The organism is Streptomyces hygroscopicus (assembly GCF_026168105.1).
Taxonomy (GTDB): Bacteria; Actinomycetota; Actinomycetes; order Streptomycetales; family Streptomycetaceae; genus Streptomyces; species Streptomyces hygroscopicus_D.
Map to the genome: position 1 here is coordinate 47,592 of NZ_LBMW01000019.1, position 19,128 is coordinate 66,719.

12 protein-coding genes and 1 pseudogene are annotated in these 19,128 nt (G+C 71.6%); 9 read left to right on the forward strand and 4 right to left on the reverse strand.

Annotated elements, in window-relative coordinates; translation table 11 throughout:
- Positions 1–95: 95 nt before the first annotated feature.
- Complete coding sequence (locus tag AAW14_RS19585) at positions 96–671, forward strand: adenylosuccinate lyase (RefSeq protein ID WP_265565178.1); 576 nt, start codon at positions 96–98, stop codon at positions 669–671.
- Between the two features lie 232 nt (positions 672–903).
- Here AAW14_RS19585 and AAW14_RS19590 read toward each other — a convergent pair.
- From AAW14_RS19590 to AAW14_RS19600, 3 genes and pseudogenes are all read right to left on the reverse strand, one after another.
- Positions 904–1,116, reverse strand: a pseudogene (locus tag AAW14_RS19590) (Rid family hydrolase); the annotation flags it as partial.
- 39 nt (positions 1,117–1,155) lie between these two features.
- Positions 1,156–2,736, reverse strand: a complete 1,581-nt coding sequence (locus AAW14_RS19595; protein WP_265565179.1) for an alpha/beta hydrolase — start codon at positions 2,734–2,736, stop codon at positions 1,156–1,158.
- Between the two features lie 167 nt (positions 2,737–2,903).
- Positions 2,904–3,944: an Rv2578c family radical SAM protein gene (locus AAW14_RS19600; protein ID WP_265565180.1), complete on the reverse strand. Its 1,041-nt coding sequence runs from the start codon at positions 3,942–3,944 to the stop codon at positions 2,904–2,906.
- 181 nt (positions 3,945–4,125) lie between these two features.
- Here AAW14_RS19600 and AAW14_RS19605 point away from each other — a divergent pair, with 181 nt between their 5' ends.
- From AAW14_RS19605 to AAW14_RS19635, 7 genes are all read left to right on the forward strand, one after another.
- Positions 4,126–4,257 (forward strand): hypothetical protein, encoded by a 132-nt coding sequence (locus AAW14_RS19605; RefSeq protein WP_265565181.1) that lies wholly within the window; start codon positions 4,126–4,128, stop codon positions 4,255–4,257.
- A 140-nt stretch (positions 4,258–4,397) separates the two neighbouring features.
- Positions 4,398–4,841: an SRPBCC family protein gene (locus tag AAW14_RS19610; protein ID WP_265565182.1), complete on the forward strand. Its 444-nt coding sequence runs from the start codon at positions 4,398–4,400 to the stop codon at positions 4,839–4,841.
- 299 nt (positions 4,842–5,140) lie between these two features.
- Positions 5,141–7,552 (forward strand): MFS transporter, encoded by a 2,412-nt coding sequence (locus AAW14_RS19615; RefSeq protein ID WP_265565183.1) that lies wholly within the window; start codon positions 5,141–5,143, stop codon positions 7,550–7,552.
- A 210-nt stretch (positions 7,553–7,762) separates the two neighbouring features.
- Positions 7,763–10,240 (forward strand): ATP-binding SpoIIE family protein phosphatase, encoded by a 2,478-nt coding sequence (locus tag AAW14_RS19620; protein ID WP_265565184.1) that lies wholly within the window; start codon positions 7,763–7,765, stop codon positions 10,238–10,240.
- A 247-nt stretch (positions 10,241–10,487) separates the two neighbouring features.
- A complete protein-coding gene (locus AAW14_RS19625; protein WP_265565185.1) occupies positions 10,488–11,213 on the forward strand; it encodes a class I SAM-dependent methyltransferase in 726 nt (241 codons plus the stop codon).
- Between the two features lie 223 nt (positions 11,214–11,436).
- The gene (locus AAW14_RS19630) at positions 11,437–12,819 is read left to right on the forward strand and encodes a S1 family peptidase (protein ID WP_265565186.1); all 1,383 of its coding nucleotides are present in this window, start codon (positions 11,437–11,439) and stop codon (positions 12,817–12,819) included.
- Positions 12,820–13,068: 249 nt separating this feature from the next.
- Positions 13,069–15,405, forward strand: a complete 2,337-nt coding sequence (locus AAW14_RS19635; protein ID WP_265565187.1) for an ArnT family glycosyltransferase — start codon at positions 13,069–13,071, stop codon at positions 15,403–15,405.
- A 104-nt stretch (positions 15,406–15,509) separates the two neighbouring features.
- Here AAW14_RS19635 and AAW14_RS19640 read toward each other — a convergent pair whose 3' ends face one another.
- Positions 15,510–16,469, reverse strand: a complete 960-nt coding sequence (locus AAW14_RS19640) for a DMT family transporter (protein ID WP_265565188.1) — start codon at positions 16,467–16,469, stop codon at positions 15,510–15,512.
- A gap of 514 nt (positions 16,470–16,983) precedes the next feature.
- Between AAW14_RS19640 and AAW14_RS19645 the strand changes: the two genes are divergently transcribed.
- The gene (locus AAW14_RS19645) at positions 16,984–19,056 is read left to right on the forward strand and encodes a SpoIIE family protein phosphatase (protein ID WP_265565189.1); all 2,073 of its coding nucleotides are present in this window, start codon (positions 16,984–16,986) and stop codon (positions 19,054–19,056) included.
- The last annotated feature ends 72 nt before the right edge of the window (positions 19,057–19,128 follow it).

Below are 19,128 nucleotides of genomic sequence, written 5' to 3' on the forward strand. Positions count from 1 at the left end.
CTCGATTGAGCTTAACCCGCCGGTAACGAGCGCGCCAGTCCTCGAGTTTGTGATGTATGTCCCCGCGCCGGTCGCGGGCCCCTACTCTCGGCGCTATGGACGAAGCCTCGCGGGCACTCACGGAGCGTTTGCGGACCGAGGCCGACGGGTCGCCGACGTACGACCGGCTGGTGGCCACGGACGACCTCGACGAGCTGGCCGCGGTGCTGACCGAGCCGGGACAGCCGCTGTGGGCGCGCGAGGTCGCCGCCTTCCGGCTGGGTGTCGCCGGGGACCGGCGGGCGTTCGAGGCGCTCGTGCTGCTGCTCAACCACCGCGATCCGCAGCGCTGCGCGTCGGCCGCCTACGCCCTGGCCCGGCTCGCCGATCCACGCACCGCCCGCGCGGCGGCCGCTCTCGCCACCAATGAACTCCGCGTCGCCTATGCCCTCCATCCCGTACGCCTGCTCGTCGAGCTGCGTGCCCCCGAGGCCGTGCCCGCCCTGATCACCACCTTGCAGCGCCGACTGCGGCCGCACGATCCGTACCGGAGGGTGGCGCTCGCCTGCGTGGAGGGGCTCGGCGCGCTCGGGGACCCCCGGGCCAGACCGGTGCTGAGCGAGGCGCTCGCGCACCCGGCGCTGGCGGAGGCGGCGGTGCACGCGCTGGCCCGCATCCCGGGTCGGCGGTGAGGCCTCAGCGGGTCAGCGGCAAGGCAGCCGCCTGCGGCACCTCGGGCACGGCGACCCCCTCCGCCTCGAACGGCTCCTGCGTACCGTCGGGGCGGAACCGGGCCCGTTCGTAGCCCGTTCGTGGAAGCGCCGGGCGCGGGTGTTCTGAGGGAGACGTAGCGCGCGTACAACTCGGCCTCCCCGGTGACGACTTCGCCACCTACTCCGGCAGCACCGCGTACGCCTCGATCCGAAGACAGCGGTGCAGATTCTCGAAGACCTGCCCGGGCTGTGCCGCCGGGTCGCCCTCGCCGACGAGCTTGCCGTCCTCGTCCGGGGCCGGCCGGCCGGAGATCGCGACGAGGGGGCCGGTCCCGATGACGACATGGCTGTACGCGGCGGCGGGGGCGACCCCGTCGGGGGCGGGAGTCCTTGTCAGCTCGCTCCTGCGTCCATGGTCGACCACGGGTCCGGCAACGCCCCCGACGGGCCGCTCGGGAACTGCTCAGCCGCGGAAACCGAGCAGGCCGTGCAGTGACGCACCGTGCGAGGCGGCGGAAGCCGCCTTGGAGCTCAACGGCTCAGGATCGGGCAGCGTCTGGCACACCGCGTCGATCCCGCCGCTCCCGCGCGGCACCCTGCCATCGGCGAGGTAGTCCGCCAGGTACTTGTCCAGGCAGGTGTTCCCGCTCAGCGTGATGCCGTGGTTCCCGCCGCCCAGCTCGACGACCAGGCTGGAGCCGCCCAGCAGATGATGGACCGTCACACCGCCCTGGTACGGGGTGGCCGCGTCGTCGGTCGCCTGGAACAGCAGCGTCGGCGGCAGCCTGTCGTTGGCCACGCTCACCGGCCGCAGCGTCTTCGTCGGCCAGAAGGCACACGGCGCGTTGTACCAGGCGTTGCTCCAGGTCATGAACGGCGCCTTCGCGTACACCGTCCAGGTGTCCTTGCGCCACTGCGCCCAGTCGCGCGGCCAGGAGGCGTCGCGGCACTGGACCGCGGAGTAGACGCTGTAGCCGTTGTCGCCGGAGGCGCCGACCGCGCCGAGGGTGTCGTACGCCGTGACCAGCGGGCCCGGGTCCCTGTCGTTCACGTATGCCGCGAACGCCTCGGCGAGGTGCGGCCAGTAGCCGTTGTAGTAGCCGCCGGGAATGAAGGTGTCCTCCAGTTCGGAGGCGCCCACCTTGTTCTGCGCCGGACTCTTCGCCAACGCCGCCCGCATCGCGTACCACTTGGCCTCGACCGTGGCGGGGTCGGTACCGAGCCGGTAGGTGGAGTCATGCTTGGCCACCCATGCCAGGAACGCCAGATGACGGTCGTTGAACGCCAGGTCCTGCTGCAGGTTGTCCTCGTACCAGACCCCCGTGGGGTCGACGATGGAGTCGAGCACCAGACGCCGTACACGCTGCGGGAACAGCTTCGCGTAGACGGCGCCCAGGTAGGTGCCGTACGAGTACCCGAAGTAGCTGACCCTGCCCGCCCCCAGTGCCTGCCGGATCGCGTCCATGTCCCGCACGGCGCTCACGGTGTCCAGATACGGCAGCACGCTCGCGTATTTGGTGCCGCACGCCTTCGCGAAGGAGGCGGCGCGGGCGAGGTTGGCATTCTCCAGGGCGGTGGTGCTGGGCACCGAGTCCGGGCGCACCGGCTTGAAGTATCCGGGCTTGCAGTCCAGGGCGGGCTTGCTCTTGCCCACGCCCCGCGGGTCGAAGCCGATGACGTCGTACTGCGCGGACACCGCCTTGGGCAGCGCGGACGCGACGAAGCCGGCGAGCGTCAGACCGCTGCCGCCGGGGCCGCCGGGGTTGACCAGCAGTGGTCCCTGCGAGGTCGTCGCCGTGTGCGGGACGCGGGACAGCGCCAGCGTGATCTGCTGTCCGCTCGGGTGCTCGTAGTCGAGCGGCACTGTCACGGACGCGCACTGGAGCGTCGGGTAGTCGGCGGTGGCGCAGGTCTTCCAGGTGAGTCGTGCCGCTTGCGCGGTGTCCGCGGTGCGCGGTGCGCCGCTCGCGTCGGCCGGAACGGTGGTGAACATCCCGGCCACCATGACGGCGGCACCGCACAGCACAGCTGCGCGTGTTCTCATATAGGGCCTCCCAGGGCGGAGAGGGTCGGACCAGGGCTGTCAGGTCCTCGCCGCATCGTCCAGGAAAGCCCCGCCCCACGTGCGAGTTCGGGCGATACTTGACCCGATTGGGTCGCGGGATGCGCTCGGATGCGCTTCGATCGCCGTCGGATCGATGAGCAACGCCGTCAGATGAGTGAGAGTTGGGTCGGTCCGGTCACCGCGGGCTCGGCTGCCCGCGGCTCGGGCGGCCGGATCCGGCGTGGCATCCCCGGGCGTGCGGGGCCGATGCCGTACTCCTGTGCCAGCTCGTGCACCTGACGGGTGATCCGGCGCTGGTACCACTTCGGTGCGTAGGCGCCCTCGGCGTACAGCCGCTCGTAACGGCGTACGAGATACGGGTGCCGGCGCTCGAGCCAGGCCATGAACCACTCCCGGGCGCCCGGACGCAGATGCAGCACGAGCGGGGTCACCGAGGTGGCTCCGGCGGCGGCGATCGCCCGTACGGTGGCGCGCAGTTGGCCGGGATCGTCGCTCAGGAACGGGATCACCGGGGCCATCAGGACACCGCAGCCGATGCCGTGCTCACCCAGGTTCCGCACGACGTCCAGGCGGCGCTCCGGCGCCGGGGTGCCCGGTTCGACGGTGCGCCACAGTTCCTGGTCGACGAATCCCACGGAGACGGAGATACCGACGTCGGTGACCTCGGCGGCCTGCTTCAGCAGGTCGAGGTCGCGCAGGATCAGGGTCCCCTTGGTGAGGATCGAGAACGGGTTCGCGTGGTCGCGCAGGGCCGCGATGATCCCCGGCATCAGCCGGTAGCGGCCCTCGGCCCGTTGGTAGCAGTCGACGTTGGTGCCCATCGCGATGTGCTCGCCGTGCCAGCGGGGCGAGCCGAGGTGGAGGCGCAGCAGCTCGGGGGCGTTGACCTTCACCACGATCTGGGAGTCGAAGCCGAGCCCCGTGTCGAGGTCCAGATAGCTGTGAGTCCTGCGCGCGAAACAGTAGACGCAGGCGTGTGTGCATCCGCGGTAGGGATTCACCGTCCACTCGAACGGCATGCGGGAGGCGCCCGGCACCCGGTTCACGATCGAGCGGGCCCGCACCTCGTGGAAGGTGATGCCGCGGAACTCAGGGCTGTCGAAGGTACGGGTGGTCACCACATCCGCGCCGAACAGCGCGGCGTTGCGGGCCGGGGCGGAGTTCTCGGCCAGATGGTCCCAGCGCATGGGCGCCTCCTCGGTAGCACTGACCACAGAATAGAACACATGTTCCCTTGATGGCGACGGTGATTCGCTTGATCGTTTGATTTCCTGATGGGTCGCCTCTGGCCTGCGACTTTCGGTCCGCACGGCACCTCGGGGCGTGCTCGGGGTGGGCCCGGCGCCACAGACACTCGAGACGTTCTCTGTGGCGGTCGCGGACTTCGACAAGGACGGGCGCCCCGACGTGACCGCCGCGACCACGGACGGGAACTCGGCGTCGGTGCCGCTCAACGCCACCACGCCCTGGGAAACCGAGTGGGTCACCGTGCCGGTGTAGGTGCCTCACACGGCGCCGGCGGGCACCGACGCCGGCCCCGTGCCCGCGGGCGGAGCGGCACCAAGGTCCCCGTCCATGACCATGCCTCGGGTGTGATGGGATGGCGCACGCCCCATAACACGGACAGGAAGAGGAAGGCCATGGCGCAGGTCGAGGCCACGACCGAGCGAATCATCGCGGCGGACGCGGAGACGGTGTTCGACGCCCTCGCCGACTACAGCGGTACCCGGGCGAAGCTGCTGCCCGAGCAGTTCAGCGAGTACGAGGTGCGAGAGGGTGGTGACGGCGAAGGCACCCTCGTGCACTGGAAGCTCCAGGCCACCAGCAAGCGCGTCCGTGACTGCCTCCTCGAGGTGAGCGAGCCGACCGACGGAGAGCTCGTCGAGAAGGACCGCAACTCCTCCATGGTGACCACCTGGCGGGTCACGCCGGCGGGCGAGGCCAGGTCCCGCGTCGTCGTGACCACCGTCTGGAACGGCGCGGGTGGTATCGGCGGCTTCTTCGAGAAGACCTTCGCCCCCAAGGGCCTCGGCCGGATCTACGACGCGGTGCTCGCCAAGCTGGCCGCCGAAGTGGAGAAGTGACACCGGATACGCCGGCGCAGGCGCCCGGCACGAGCCCGCGGGCGCCGCTGTGAGGCCGAGCGCGCTCCGGGGCGCGGAAGCTCAACCCCGAGCCCCCGGAGCGCACTTCGCCACGTGCGCGGCTGATTCTCGCGCTCACCGTTTCGAGTGGTTTTCCCCGCGGCACGGTTGTCCGCGGTAGAGGCTCCGACCGGCGGTTACTCCCCGGGACCCACCCCAGGGGCGACTCGTCGCGCTTGATCCCAGTTGTCGCGCAATGCGAGAAATGGGCGGCGCAGGCGCGACGAGGGGAGTGGTACGTGGCCGGAACGACCGTGGTGGACGTGGACAGCGAGCGGGCCGTGCCGCCCGAGGCCCCGGACGCGCCCCAGGCGCCCTCCGGCACCGCGCGGCCGGGCACCGTGGAGGCGGCGCCGCTCGGCCCCCGCCGGGTGCGCCTGGTCTTCGTCGGGCTCATGCTCGCACTGCTGCTCGCCGCGCTCGACCAGATGATCGTGGCCACCGCGCTTCCGAAGATCGTCGGCGAGCTGCACGGCCTCGACCGGATGTCCTGGGCGATCACCGCGTACCTGCTCACCTCCACCGTGGGTCTCCCGGTCTACGGAAAGTGCGGCGACCTCTTCGGCCGCAAGGGCGTCTTCCAGTTCGCGATCGGCGCGTTCGTCGTCGGTTCCGCGCTGGCCGGACGAGCGGGGACCATGGACCAGCTGATCGCCTTCCGCGCCCTCCAGGGCGTCGGCGCCGGGGGGCTCATGATCGGCGTACAGGCGATCATCGCGGACATCGTCCCGCCCCGCCGACGCGGGCGTTACATGGGCCTGATCGGCGCCGCCTTCGGCCTCGCCTCCGTCGCCGGACCGCTCCTGGGCGGGTACTTCACCGACCACCTCTCGTGGCGCTGGTGCTTCTACATCAATGTGCCCTTCGGCCTGGTCACCCTGGCCGTCGTCACGGTCGTGCTGAAACTGCCCAGGCCCCCCGCGAGGGCCCGGCTCGATGTGCTCGGCACGCTGCTGCTGGCCGCCGCGTCGACGTGCCTGGTGCTGCTGACGAGTTGGGGCGGTACCGAGTATCCGTGGGACTCGCGCGTCATCCTGGGCCTCGGCGCGGGCGCCGCCGTTGCGAGCGTCCTGTTCCTCGTCGTCGAGGGGTTCGCCGTCGAACCCCTCATCCCCCTGCGGCTGTTCCGCGACTCCGTCTTCAACATCACCGCCCTGGTCGGGCTGGTCATCGGTGTCGCGCTGTTCGGCGCCGCCAGCTATCTGCCCACCTTCCTGCAGATGGTCGACGGGGTGAGCGCCACCGAGTCCGGGCTGCTGATGCTGCCGATGATGGCCGGGATCGTCGGCGCGTCGATCGTCTGCGGACAACTCATCAGCCGCACCGGCCGGTACAAGGCGTACCCGGTCCTCGGCAGCGCCCTGGCCGCCGTCGGCATGTGGCTGCTGTCCGGGCTCGACGCGGACACACCGCGGCCGCAGTACAGCATCTGGATGGCCGTCCTCGGGGCCGGTATCGGCATGGTCATGCCGGTGCTCGTTCTCGCCGTGCAGAACTCCGTGCGCTCCGCCGACCTCGGCACCGCGACCAGCGCCAACAACTACTTCCGGCAGATCGGCGGCAGTGTCGGGGCCGCCGTCTTCGGCACCCTGTTCGCGAACCGGCTCTCGGACGCGCTGGCCGAGCGCCTCCCCCGGCACGCGGGCGCCCACCTGCCCGACCCCGAGTCGATCACCCCGCAACTCGTCCGCGCGCTGCCGCCGGCACTGCGTCACGCGTACATCGACGCGTACGCCGACGCCATGCCGAGGATCTTCCTCCTTCTCGTGCCGGTGCTCGTCCTCGGCCTGCTCATCGCCTTCTTCCTCAAGGAGAAACCCCTGGTGTCCCACAACGCTCCCGCAGACTCCCCGTCCGCGGCCCAGGTCCCCCAGGCGCGTTCGCCCTACCCCGCCGGAGTGCCCGTCTGCGGCACCGTCCAGCACCCCGACGGCACCGTCGTACCGCGCGCCGCCCTCACCCTCATCGATGTCGCGGGAGTCCAGATCGGGCGGGGCGCGAGCGGCGAGGACGGACGGTATGCGCTGTCCACTCCCGGACCCGGGGCGTACGTCCTGATCGCCGCGGCCGGCGGCCACCAGCCCCAGGCCGTCTCGGTGACCGTGGGGGAACGCCCGGTGGAGCTGGACGTGGTGCTCGGCGGCGCGGGACGGCTCGCGGGAAGCGTGGTGACGGCCGACGGCACGCCGGTGCGCGACGCCGCCGTCACGCTCACCAACGTGCACGGGGAGGTGGTCGCGAGCACCCGCAGCGGGCGTGAAGGGGGATACGTCATCGGCGAGTTGGTGGCCGGGGAGTACACCCTTGCCGCCAGCGCGCCCGCCTTCCGCCCGGCCGCGCTGCCCGTCACGGTGCAGGCCTCGCGCGAGACCCGGCAGGACGTCGAACTCGCCGGCGGCGCGGTGCTGCGCGGCACCGTGCGCGCGGGGGACGGGCGACCGGTCGAGGACGCGCGGGTGACGCTGCTCGACGCCGCAGGCAATGTCGTCGACACGCTGACGACCGGTGCCGACGGAACGTTCAGGTTCGTCGACCTGTCGTCCGGCGAGTACACGGTCATCGCGGCGGGATACCCTCCGGTGGCGACCGTTCTCCAGGTTGCCGGGGGTGGCAGAACCGAACGGGATCTGCAACTGGGGCACGAGGACTGACAGGCCCGGGGCGGGTTCGGCCCGTCGGCCGCCGGTGGCCGGCCGGCCGCGCCGCGGCGGAGCCGCACGACGTCCCGGCGTTGCGCCGTTCCCGGGCACCGGAGGCGCCCCTGCGTCAATTCGAGTAATGCCACACATCGCGACCGAGTGGGGCCGTACCGTGGTGGTGCGGCACAGATCTTGCGGACGCGGAGGGGAAGGGCCTGGGCCATGGACCATGGCACCGAGACGGGCGCCTCGGCCGGGAGCGACGCGGTGGAGCACGCCGGGGCCGGCCGTATCCCCCTGGCCGTGGTCGTGGTGGACCGCGACCGTCTGGTCTCGCACTGGAGCCGGGGCGCACGGCGCCTGTTCGGCATCGCGAGGGAGGAGGCGGTCGGTCGGCCCGCCGTCGATCTGCTGCCCGTATCCGGAGCCCTGCCCGACGACGGGGCCGGGCCGTACGGTGCCTACGCGGCGTGCGACGGCCTCGGCCCCGATCTGGAGTCCTCGCTCCACGGGCGGCTGTCCTACCCGGCCGCCGGACGCGCCCGCCTCTCCGCCCCCGACCGTGAGCGAAGCGAGACGGGGGTCCTCCCGTCCGAAGGGCGGGGCAGGGCCGATGTGCTGTGGTGGGCCTACCCCCTGGTGGGACCCGGCCCGGAACGGCTGCTGGTGCTGGCCGCCGACGCGGACGCGCTCAAGCGCCGGGACGACGGCGTGGCGATCGAGCGCATCGCGCCCGGCTTCGCCCTGCACACCGACTTTCCCGGGGCCGAGGAACTGGCCCGGAGGCTGCCCGAGATCCTGCCCAGCATGAGCGTCGACGAGAGCGCCCGCATCGTCGCGCAGGTGCTCGAACTGGGCTACCCCGTCCTGGAGTTCAGCCAGAACGACCGGGTGCCCGTCACCCCCGACTGGGGAGTGCCCCGGCGCGCGGAACGCAGGGCGCGCCGGGAGCGGGCCGCGCTGGCCGCGGCGAGCGGACAGCCGGTGCCGGAGGACCTCCGGGACGAGGGCGAGGACCTCGAGTACGTCGCGGTGCGCGAGCACCTGGAGTTCCTCAACGAGGTCAGCGGCCGGATCGGTACCTCGCTCGACCTGGCGCGGACCATCATCGAGGTCAGCAAGGCCGTCGTGCCCCGCTTCACGGACGTGGCGGGCACGTATCTGCGCGAACAGGTCGTCGCCGGTGAGGGGTTCCCCGAAGGCGTGCCCGACACCACCACCATGTGGCACCGGGTCGCCCTCGAGCACACGGACGAGCCGGGCCGCTGGGAGGACGTGGTGCCCGTCGGGGAGGCCATGCCGTTCCCGGCGCACACGCCCTTCTTCCAGTGCATGACCACCGGCCAGCCCGTCCTCGTGCCGCGGATCAGCAAGGAGATGGGGCACGCGATTGCCGCGCAGTTCGAGAAGCGGGACATCCGGCCCCTCATCAGCAACCGGTCCATGCTGGTCGTGCCCTTGAAGGCGCGCAACGTGGTGCTCGGCTTCATGATCCTGCTGCGCCACCCGGAGCGGGTCGAGTTCAACGACATGGATCGTGTCACCGGCGCCGAACTCGCCGCCCGCGCGGCCCTCGTGCTCGACAACGCGCGCATGTACACGTACCAGGAGAGCGTCGCGGAGACCCTCCAGGACAGCATGCTGCCGCACATCGCGCCCCGTATGGCGGGCTGTGACATCGCCACCCGCTATCTGCCGGGGACCCTGCTCGGGCGCGTCGGCGGCGACTGGTTCGACTCCGTGAAACTGCCCGGTGGCCGCACCGCCCTGGTCGTCGGCGACGTCATGGGCCACGGCCTCAACTCGGCAGCGATGATGGGCCAGTTGCGTACGGCCGTACAGACCATGGCAGCCCTCGACCTGCCGCCGGCCCAGCTGCTGCGCAATCTCGACGACCTCGCCCAGCGGCTGGGCGACACGTACCTCGCGACCTGTCTGTACGCCGTCTACGACCCGATCGCGAGCGAGCTGCACATCGCCAACGCGGGCCACATCCCGCCGGTGATCGTCCGTGCCGACGACGGGCGCAGCGAGCTGCTGGATCTGCCCACGGGTGCGCCCATCGGCGTCGGCGGGGTGCCGTTCGAGTCGGTACGCGTGCGCGTGGCGGCGGGCGACCGCCTGGTGATGTGCACCGACGGGCTGGTCGAAGTGCGGGGCGAGGACATCGGTGTCGGCCTCGCGACGCTGTGCGAGTCCGCCGCGCACCCGGCGGCCTCCATGGACGACGCCTGCGACACCATCATCCGCTCCCTCAACACCCGGGGTGGCCGCAAGGACGACGTGGCGCTTCTGATGGCCCGGCTCAACGGCATCGAACCGGAGGACGTCGCCGTCTGGCGGCTCACCCTCGACCCGGCCGAGGTGGGCCGGGCTCGCGCGGTCGTCCGCGAGCAGCTCCACGAGTGGGGACTGGGAGCGCTCGCCGACAACGCCGGACTGATGGTCAGTGAGCTGGTCACCAACGCCGTGGCACACGCGCACAGCCGCCACGTCGAACTGCGTCTGGTGCGTGGCGACACCCTGCTGTGCGAGGTGGACGACGACGACCACACCCTGCCCACACTGCTCAGCGCGGGCCCAGGCGATGAGTCCGGGCGCGGGTTGCGCGTGGTGAGCACGCTGGCCCGCGAATGGGGGAGCAGCCGCACGGGCGCAGGCAAGACGGTGTGGTTCGAGCTGACCCTGTCGCGCCGCTGACCTGCCCCGGGCTTCCGGGCGCTCCGTTGCTCGTCCTCCCGGCACGACTCGCCGGCTCCGCGCGAGGGCGGGAGGCCGGGGTCCGGCGGGGCCGGGGCTCGTAGGGAGTGCAGGGGCGCGCCAAGCGTACGCGGTTCGAATGGGCGGTAAAGGTATACGCCGGCCGCTTGTCGCCCCGAGGCGGCCCGCGGTAGACCGATCCCGCCCGTCAGCTCGGCGGGCCGCGGGCGCACCCAGGGAGTTGGGCATGAGTGTGACAAGTCGGTACAGGCGGGGCTGGGAGAGCTTCTGGCGCGAGGCCTCCGGCGTGCCGGGAGCCGTCTTCTGGGACGCGGAGCCGGCACGCACCGCGGGCACCCATCTTCCCCTGTTCGAACCGCTGTTGAGCGATCCGGGGCTGCCGTTCGTGGACCTCGGCTGCGGCAACGGTACCCAGACCCGCTTCCTGGCCGGGCACTTCCCCCGGGTCGTCGGCGCCGACCTGTCCGTCTCGGCCCTCGACCACGCCCGCCGTGCCGACCCCGCGTGCCGGGCGACATACCGGCAACTGGACGCCACCGACAAGAGCGCGACCGAAACACTGCACGCCGAACTCGGCGACGCCAACGTCTATATGCGCGGCGTGCTCCACCAGTGCGATCCCGATGACCGCCGGCCGCTCGCCGACGGTATCGCGACGCTGGTGGGGGAGCGTGGCCGGGTCTTCCTCGCCGAACTCGCCGAGGCGGCCGGAACCGTGCTGAAGGGGCTGGCGCAGAGCCCCGACGGCCCGCCGGCCAAGCTCGCCCCGGTCTTCCGGCACGGCATAGCCCCGGGTGCGGTGGCGGACGCGGCGGTGCCGGAGTACCTGCGCGCGGCCGGTCTCACGGTCCTGGCGAGCGGTGAACTGCCACTGGTCACCACGGAACACACGACCGACGGCACGCGCATCGAACTGCCGTCGAAGTGGATCGTGGCGGCGCGCGAGGCCTGACATCCCGGCTGAGCTCGCGCGCCGGATACGGCAGGGGCGCCACCGGTGGCGCCCCTGCCCTGCCGCCCGAACCGGGCCGCAGACGAAGGGAGTTGCTCACCTGCGGACCTGGATTCCCCCTTGCCTCGGAGTCCTCGGCTGCAACAGCATGATCGTGTCAATTGCGTAACTATGGAAATGAGGTCCTGTGAAGGACACCGGCAAAGGCCGTGGGCGCCTGGTAATGGCGCTCCCTGTCGCGGCGTTGACCGCCTCCTTGCCCCTCCTCGCGTCCACCTCGGCGGGAGCGTCGCCCCGACTGCCGGACAGCGAGGCCGTGAAGGCCGCGCCGGCAGGCGCCCAGGCACGCCAAGTCACAGATCCACGCCTTGCGGCGACAGAGAAGAAGCAGGAAACACTCGACAAGATCGCCGGGCAGATAACCGAAGGACTGTCCGAAGCGGACCGGGCCAGGATTCCCGGTTTCACCGACATCGAAGTCGATCCGGTCCGCAACAGTCTCCGCCTGCACTGGAAAGGCACTCCGCCGCAGCGCGTGCAGCGCATCCTCGCCCGCCTGCCCAAGGGTGTGACCGCTTCGGTGCTTCCCGCCCGATACTCGAAGAGCGAACTGCACGCGGCCCGGAACAAGCTTCTCCACGGCGGGAAGCCGGCGGATCTGCGCATCGCATCCACGGCAACTCCCATCCGCATCACCAGCATCGGACCCGCAGTCGACGGAAGCGGCCTGGAGATCGGCTACGACGAAGACCGTGGCGCGGACAAGCGGGATCATGCGGACCCGCTGGCGCGCATCACCCGTCAGGGCAGGTCGAACGAGGTCAAGGCGGTCATCGAGCGCGCGGCCGGAGTCAGCACCGCCGTGGTCTACAAGCCGTTGAGCGTGGACCTCGCGTCACGCCAGCAGGACAGCTCTCCGTGGGCAGGCGGATCGGCCCTCAGGAACCCTGGCAACGGCATCTGCTCCGGCTCGTTCAGCGTCAAGAACGCCAGGGGCCAGTACATGCTCAGCACGGCCTACCACTGCAATGGCCGCAGCGGTCTGTGGCGTACCTACCGGGGCGGGGCCACGGTCGGCTCGACCGACGCTTCCCAGACCTCCGGGCCGGATGACGCGCTCGGCATCTCCGTGCCGTCCGGGCAGGCCCGCGGAGCACTGTACGACGGTCCCGCAAGCGAAACCGACGGGTACTCCAAGCCCGTCACCGGCTGGGGCCACAACAACGTCGGCGACTACGTGTGCACCGATGGCGCGAACTCCGGTGTGCACTGTGCCGTGCAGATCGCCAAGACGGACATCGGAGTCACGGGGGCGAACGGCATCTACCGGCCGGCCACCGACCTCGCCTATGCCACCTCGCGCACCTCGGACGGCATCGCGGCGGCCAACGGCGACAGCGGCGGCCCGGTCTTCGCGAGCGTGGCCAACTACACCGCGGACGAGGCACGAGGCATGATCACCGCCCTCGACCAGACCGTGACGTGCCCGTCGTCGGAGTACGTGCTCGACAGCAGCGTCAGAACTCCCTGGTGCGTCAAGGGCGTGTACTACGTCCCGATCTACCAGACCCTGCACGACATGAACTGGACCCTGGTCACGAAGTGACCTACTGAGCGGCGTCGGGCAGACGGCCGGACGCCGCTCAGAAGACCCACGTATTCACCTGGGCAGAAGCTGTGTGCCCACTGTTCAATTTCTGTGTACACCAAATGTATGCCGTAGGTAATGGGCGGCACTTCGCCGATTGAAATCCCGCCGGGTCCGGTTAAAGGATTGACCTGAGTCTGGCGAGAAGTTCCTTGAATCGGGCCGCTTCGGCGCTGCGGGCTCGCGCGGTACCGAACACTGCTGTGCATGGCTACCACAGTTCTCGACCCGACCGCCCCCACCGGTGCCGACCGACGCGCGCCATGGAGATCGCCGGTGGACCAGCCCGCGTACGCGCGCCCGGCGCTGCTGGTCATCACCGTGGTCGCCGCCGTGCTCTACACATGGGGGATCAACCACAGCCAGTACCACACGTTCTACGCGAACGCCGCCCGCAGCATGACGGAGAGCTGGAAGGCCTTCTTCTACGGCTCTTTCGACCCCGGAAATTCCATCACGCTCGACAAATTGCCGGGTTTCCTGTGGCCGCAGGCGATTTCCGCCCGGATCTTCGGATTCCATCCGTGGGCGCTGGCCCTTCCCCAGGTCATCGAGGGGGTGGCGAGCCTGCTGGTTCTGCACCGGTTGGTGCGCCGCTGGGCCGGCGTGAACGCGGCTCTGATCGCCGACACGGCGTTTTTGCTGACTCCGGTGGCTGTGGGGCTCTTCCGCACCGCGGTCGAGGACCCCGCCTTCACGCTCTGTGTGCTGCTTGCGGCCGAGGCCACCCAGCGCGCCGCCCGGGACGGCCGGCTGCGTCCGCTGCTGTTCGCCGGCGTGTGGGTCGGGCTCGGCTTCCAGGCCAAGATGCTGGAGGCGTGGGCGGTGCTTCCCGCGCTCGCCCTGGTTCATCTGACATCGGCGCCGATCGCGCTGCGCAAGCGGCTGGCGCACCTCGGTCTGTCCGCCCTGGTGATGACTGCCGTGTCGGCGTCCTGGATGCTCGCCGTCACCCTCACCCCGGCCAAGGACCGGCCGTATGTGGATGGCACCACCAACAACTCCGCGTTCAGCATGGTGGTCGGCTACAACTTCCTGAACCGCTTCTCCTCGCTCGGTATCAGCGCGGCCTCCACGGGCAGCGTGAGCGCGACGCAGGGCGGCGGTGGCGGCCACGGCGGACAGCGCGGGGCGCAGGGCGCCGGCGGTTGGGGCCGGGACGGCCAGACGGGGCAGTCCGGCCGGAACGGGCAGTTCGGTGCCGGGCAGTACGGCGGCAGCGGCCCCGGCGGCGGCACCCACCACCGCCCCACCGGTACAGCGGGCGCGCAGAGCGCCCGCAACACCCAGGGCGTTCCGGCATTCGCGCAGGCGGGAGGCCGGACGAGCGCAGTGCGCCAGGCCGGCGGCGGTGGCGGCTGGGGCGGTGACCAGAACGGCTGGTCGAAGATGTTCGGCACGTCGCTGGCGTCGCAGACCGGCTGGCTCTACCCGATCGGCGCCGGCGCCGTCGTCTGCGGTCTGCTGTGGCGCCGGGGCAAGCCGCGCACCGACCGGATCCGCTCCGGATTCGTCCTCTGGGGAACCTGGCTGACCACGTACTTCCTGGTCTTCAGCGCGGGCAGCGTCGGTGGCCACACCTACTACATGGGCGTCGTCGCCGTACCGCTCGCCGCGCTCACCGGTGGTGGCATCGCGCTGATGTGGCGCGCCTACCGATGCGGCGGCCGTCGCGCATGGGCGCTGCCGGGCGCGGTGGCCGCGACGGCCGTGTGGAGCTCGTATCTCGCCGGCCAGTTCCCGTCGTTCCTGCCGTGGCTGGCGCCCGCGGTGGGCGTGCTCGGCCTCGCTGCCGTCGTCCTGCTGGTGCTGGCCCGTCCCGGTCGCACACCGTCCGGCGGCCGGCTCGCCCTCGCGGGGCTGGCCGCGTCCCTCGTCGCGGTGCTGATCGCGCCGGGCGCGTGGGCGGTGCAGGTTTTCAACCCCTCGTACGGCAGCTCCGGCATGGGCGGGGTCGGTCCGTCCGGCATGAGCCGCAACCACGGCTCGGCGAAGTCGGCGGGCGGCCGGATGGGCCAACCTGCCTGGGGCGGCGGCACGATGCGCGGGAAGGGGGCCACCCGCGGCGGCGCGGGCGGCTTCGGCGAGGGCGGCGGACTCACCGCGAACCAGCGGAAGTTGCTCGACTACACCACCGCGCACCAGGGTTCGGCCGCCTTCGTGTTCGCCACCACCAGCTGGAACGGCGCGTCCCCGTACATACTCGCCACCGGGGCCCACGTCCTGCCGCTCGGCGGCTTCAGCGGCAGGGTGCCGTTCCCGACCGAGGCGCAGTTCCGGCGGCTGATCGACTCCGGCAAGCTGCAGTACGTGCTGCTCGGGGGCGGCCGGGGCATGGGCGCCATGTTCGGCGGCGGCAGCAGCGGGACGACGGCGACCACACAGATCACCGACTGGGTCCGGTCCGCCTGCACTCGCGTCCCGGCCTCCGCCTACGGCGGCACGGACTCCTCCGGCGGCGCCTCCGCCGACCCGGGCTTCTCGGGCACGGCCGACGAGGGAGCCACCGCCCAGACGCTGTACCGCTGCGCCCCTGGCCACTGACGGCACCGCCCGGTTCCGGCCACTGACCGGACCGCCCGGTTCCGGCGACCGACCGGACCACCTTGGGACGGCCCCCGCCCGCGCCACCCGCGGGCGGGGGCCGATCAGCGGCCTCGGCGGCGCCCGTCGGGGAAGGTGAGGAAGACCAGGCCCGTGGCGAGAACGCCCAGCCCGCACCAGGACGCGCCCGGCAGGCGCTCGCCCAGCACCGCGACGCCGAGCAATGCCGCGACGGCGGGCTCGGCCAGGGTCAGCGTCATGGCCACCTGGGCGGCGGTGTGCCGCAGGCCGTATCCGAAGAGCCGGTAGGCGAGGAAGGTCGTGACCACCGCGAGGTGCAGCACCACCGCCGCGCCGCGACGGGTGACCAGCCAGTGCGTGTCACTGCACAGCAGCACGGGCAGCACGAGCAGCGCCCCTCCCGCGAACATCACCCCCATCACCGCGCTTGAGGGGTGTCCGTGGGCGATGAGTTTCCCGCCGATGAGGGAGTAGGCGGCGTAGGACAGACCGGAGAGCCCGGCCAGCGCCACCCCGATGATGTCCATGGGCGCGGCGCCACCTGCGAGTTGAGGCCCCAGCACCAGGACGGTGCAGCCGAGGACCGCTGCCGCGGTGCCGCACAGCCAGCGGGCGGTCGGCCGGCCCTGCCGGGTGAGCCAGGCCAGGAGCCCGGCGAAGACCGGCGCGCTGCCCAGCGCAACCACGGTGGCCACGGCCACGCCCGTGCGGGCCACGGCCGGGTAGAAACTGACGGGATATCCGGTCACCGCCAGTGTGCCGAGAGCGAGCAGCCACCGTTCGCGGCGTGCGCACCTTTGGGGAAGGGAGCGGCTGCCTCGTGCGGACAGGAAAAGGATCAAACCGCCGAGGGTCAGACCGGCGGCGCCGATGGCCGCCGGTGGTGCTCCGGCAGGAGCAAGCGAGCCGGCGGTGCCGGTGGTGCCCCACAGCACTGCGGCGGCAAGGATCGGAACCGGCCCGCTGAGGGGACCGCCATGGCGGGGCTGCGGCCTTGAAGGAGCCGCACTGGCAAGAGCCCGGGAAGAGGCGTCGTTCGGCACAGTCGTGAACTTCCGTCGTCGATACCGTCTGCGGTCCGGATTCGAAACGGGCGCACGACACAGCCCCGGGCCGCCGTGCGGGTGGGCCGGGGTCGCGGATCAGACCGTCAGCGGGTGCGGCCCCGGGCCGCCGTGCGGGTGGGCCGGGGTCGCGGATCAGACCGTCAGCGGGTGCGCCCGATCAGGCGCAGAGCGGCGGCAGAGCGACGCGCCAGTAGGAGTTCACCCGGCGATGGTACCTGCCGTCACAGGGACCGCCCCCCGGTGCCCGGTGACTCGCCCGGCCCGGACGCCACCACGCCGCGGCCGGACGCCGTCCGCGCGGAGGGCGCTCACGAAGGGTTGGCACACGATGACCGGTTCCGGTATAGGAGGTCCAGGCACAGGCCCGCCGCTGGCGGCCGTCGGCCGGTCCAGGATGTGCCGCTCGGGGCCGGGACGACTATGAAGGAAGAAGGCGGAGCGCCCACCGGCACGGCACGAGCCGGCACCGGGCGGGAGAGGAAAAGGGCGCATGGGCACGTCGGAATCCTCCCGGCCAGGCCACGGCCGGCCCGTGGCCGGTGCCGCCGTGCCGCCCAGCGGCCTCCTCGATCTGCTGAGCGTCGCCGCAGTGGTGCTCGATGCCCATGGGCGGGTGGTGTTCTGGAGCCCCAAGGCGGAGGAGTTGTTCGGCTACGCCCCCGAGGAGGCGCTGGGCCAGTTCGCGGCGCAGCTGCTGGTCCACGAAGAGAACTGGGACCAGGTGATCAACCTGTTCTCGAAGGTCATGGAGTCCGGCGCCGACTGGGCCGGAGCCTTCCCGATCCGGCACAAGGGCGGCGGCACCCGTCTGGTCGAGTTCCGCAACATGCGGCTGCTGGACGACCGCGGTAACACCTACGCCCTGGGTCTGGCCGCGGACCAGGCAACGGTCGAGCAGGTCGAGCGGGACGTCGCGCTGTCCGCGCGGCTGGTCTCCCAGTCCCCGATCGGACTGGCGATCCTGGATCCCGACCTGCGGTACCTGACCGTGAATCCCGCCCTGGAACGCATCCACGGCCTGTCCGCCGCCGAGCATCTCGGCCGGCGGATCGGCGAGGTCCTGACCTTCCTGGACGCCGAGGCCGTCGAGGCACGGATGCGCCGTGTCCTGAAGACCGGGGAGCCGGTCTCCGACCGGTACGTCGTCGGCCAGCCCCCGGCAGATCCCGACCACGAGCGTGCGTGGTCCGTCTCGTACTACCGGCTGGAGGATTCCACCGGACGGGTGCTCGGTGTGGCCAATTCCGTCATCGACGTCACCGAACGTCACCAGGCCGCCGTCGAGGCCGCGCAGGCGCGGCACCGGCTTGCCGTGATCGCCAAGGCCTCCGCCTCCGTCGGAACGACTCTGGACGTGGACCAGACCGCGCACGAGCTTGCCGATGTCGTGGTCCCCGATCTGGCTGACGTGGCCACCGTCCATGTGCTCGACAGCGTCCTCCGCGGCCGGCCGGCGCCCAACGAGGGAGCGGCCCGCTTCTGCGTCGTCGCCGTCACCGCGGCCGACCCCTCGGAGGCGGGTCGCGCGGCCGACCCGCCCGGGGAAGTCGCCACGTACGACAGCGACCGCCTGCTCACTCGATGCGTGCACGCCCGTCAGCCGGTGCTGGTGGCCCGCACCACCCCCCGGGATCTACGGTGCATCGCCCGCGATGGCGAGGCCGCCTTGCTCCTCGAGGCGGCCGGTGTCCACTCCTACCTGGCCGTACCGCTCGTGGCGCGCGGCGAGGTCCTCGGCGCCCTCGACCTCAAACGCACCCGCAACCCCGCGCCCTTCGACGACGACGACGTGCTCCTCGCCTGCGAGCTGGCCGCCCGCGCCGCGGTGTCCATCGACAACGCCCGCTGGTACCAGAGCGTGCGCAACACCGCCCTCACCCTCCAGCGCCGACTCCTGCCCGAGCCTCCGACGCATCTGCCGGGCTTGGAGATCGCCTGCCGCTACCAGCCCGCGGGCGCGGCCAGCGAGATCGGCGGCGACTGGTTCGACGCCATACATCTGCCCGGGGACAAGACGGCCCTGGTCGTCGGGGATGTGATGGGCAGCGGGATCAACGCCGCCGCCAGCATGGGCCAGCTGCGCAGCGCCACCCGCGCCTTCACCGAACTCGACCTAGCCCCCGCAGAGGTGCTCCGGCACCTCGACCACCTGACCGAGGACGTCGAGCAGACCATCGCCACCTGTGCCTACTGCGTCCACGACCCTCACCTGGGCCATTGCCACATCAGCCTCGCCGGCCACCTGCCCCCGGTCCTGATACGGGCCGACGGGCCGGCTCGGCTGCTCGATCTGCCCACCGGCGCTCCGCTCGGCGTGGGCGGGGTCACCTTCGAGACCACCACCATCGACTTCCGGCCCGGCGACCAGCTCGTCCTCTACACCGATGGCCTGGTCGAAACGCGGAGCGAGCCCATCGACGCCCGCCTCGACACCCTGCTCGACGCCCTCACCGCCACACGGGGCAAGGATCTGGGAGAGACGTGCGACCGCGTCCTGGACACCCTCCGGCCGCCGGGCGGTGAGGACGACGTCGCTCTGCTCATCGCCCGGGCCAAGCCCTGAGCGATCACCAGGGCGGCCACTCGGGAGCGCGGGTCCGCGGCGGTCCGTGGCGATCGGCGGCGGCCGGAATCC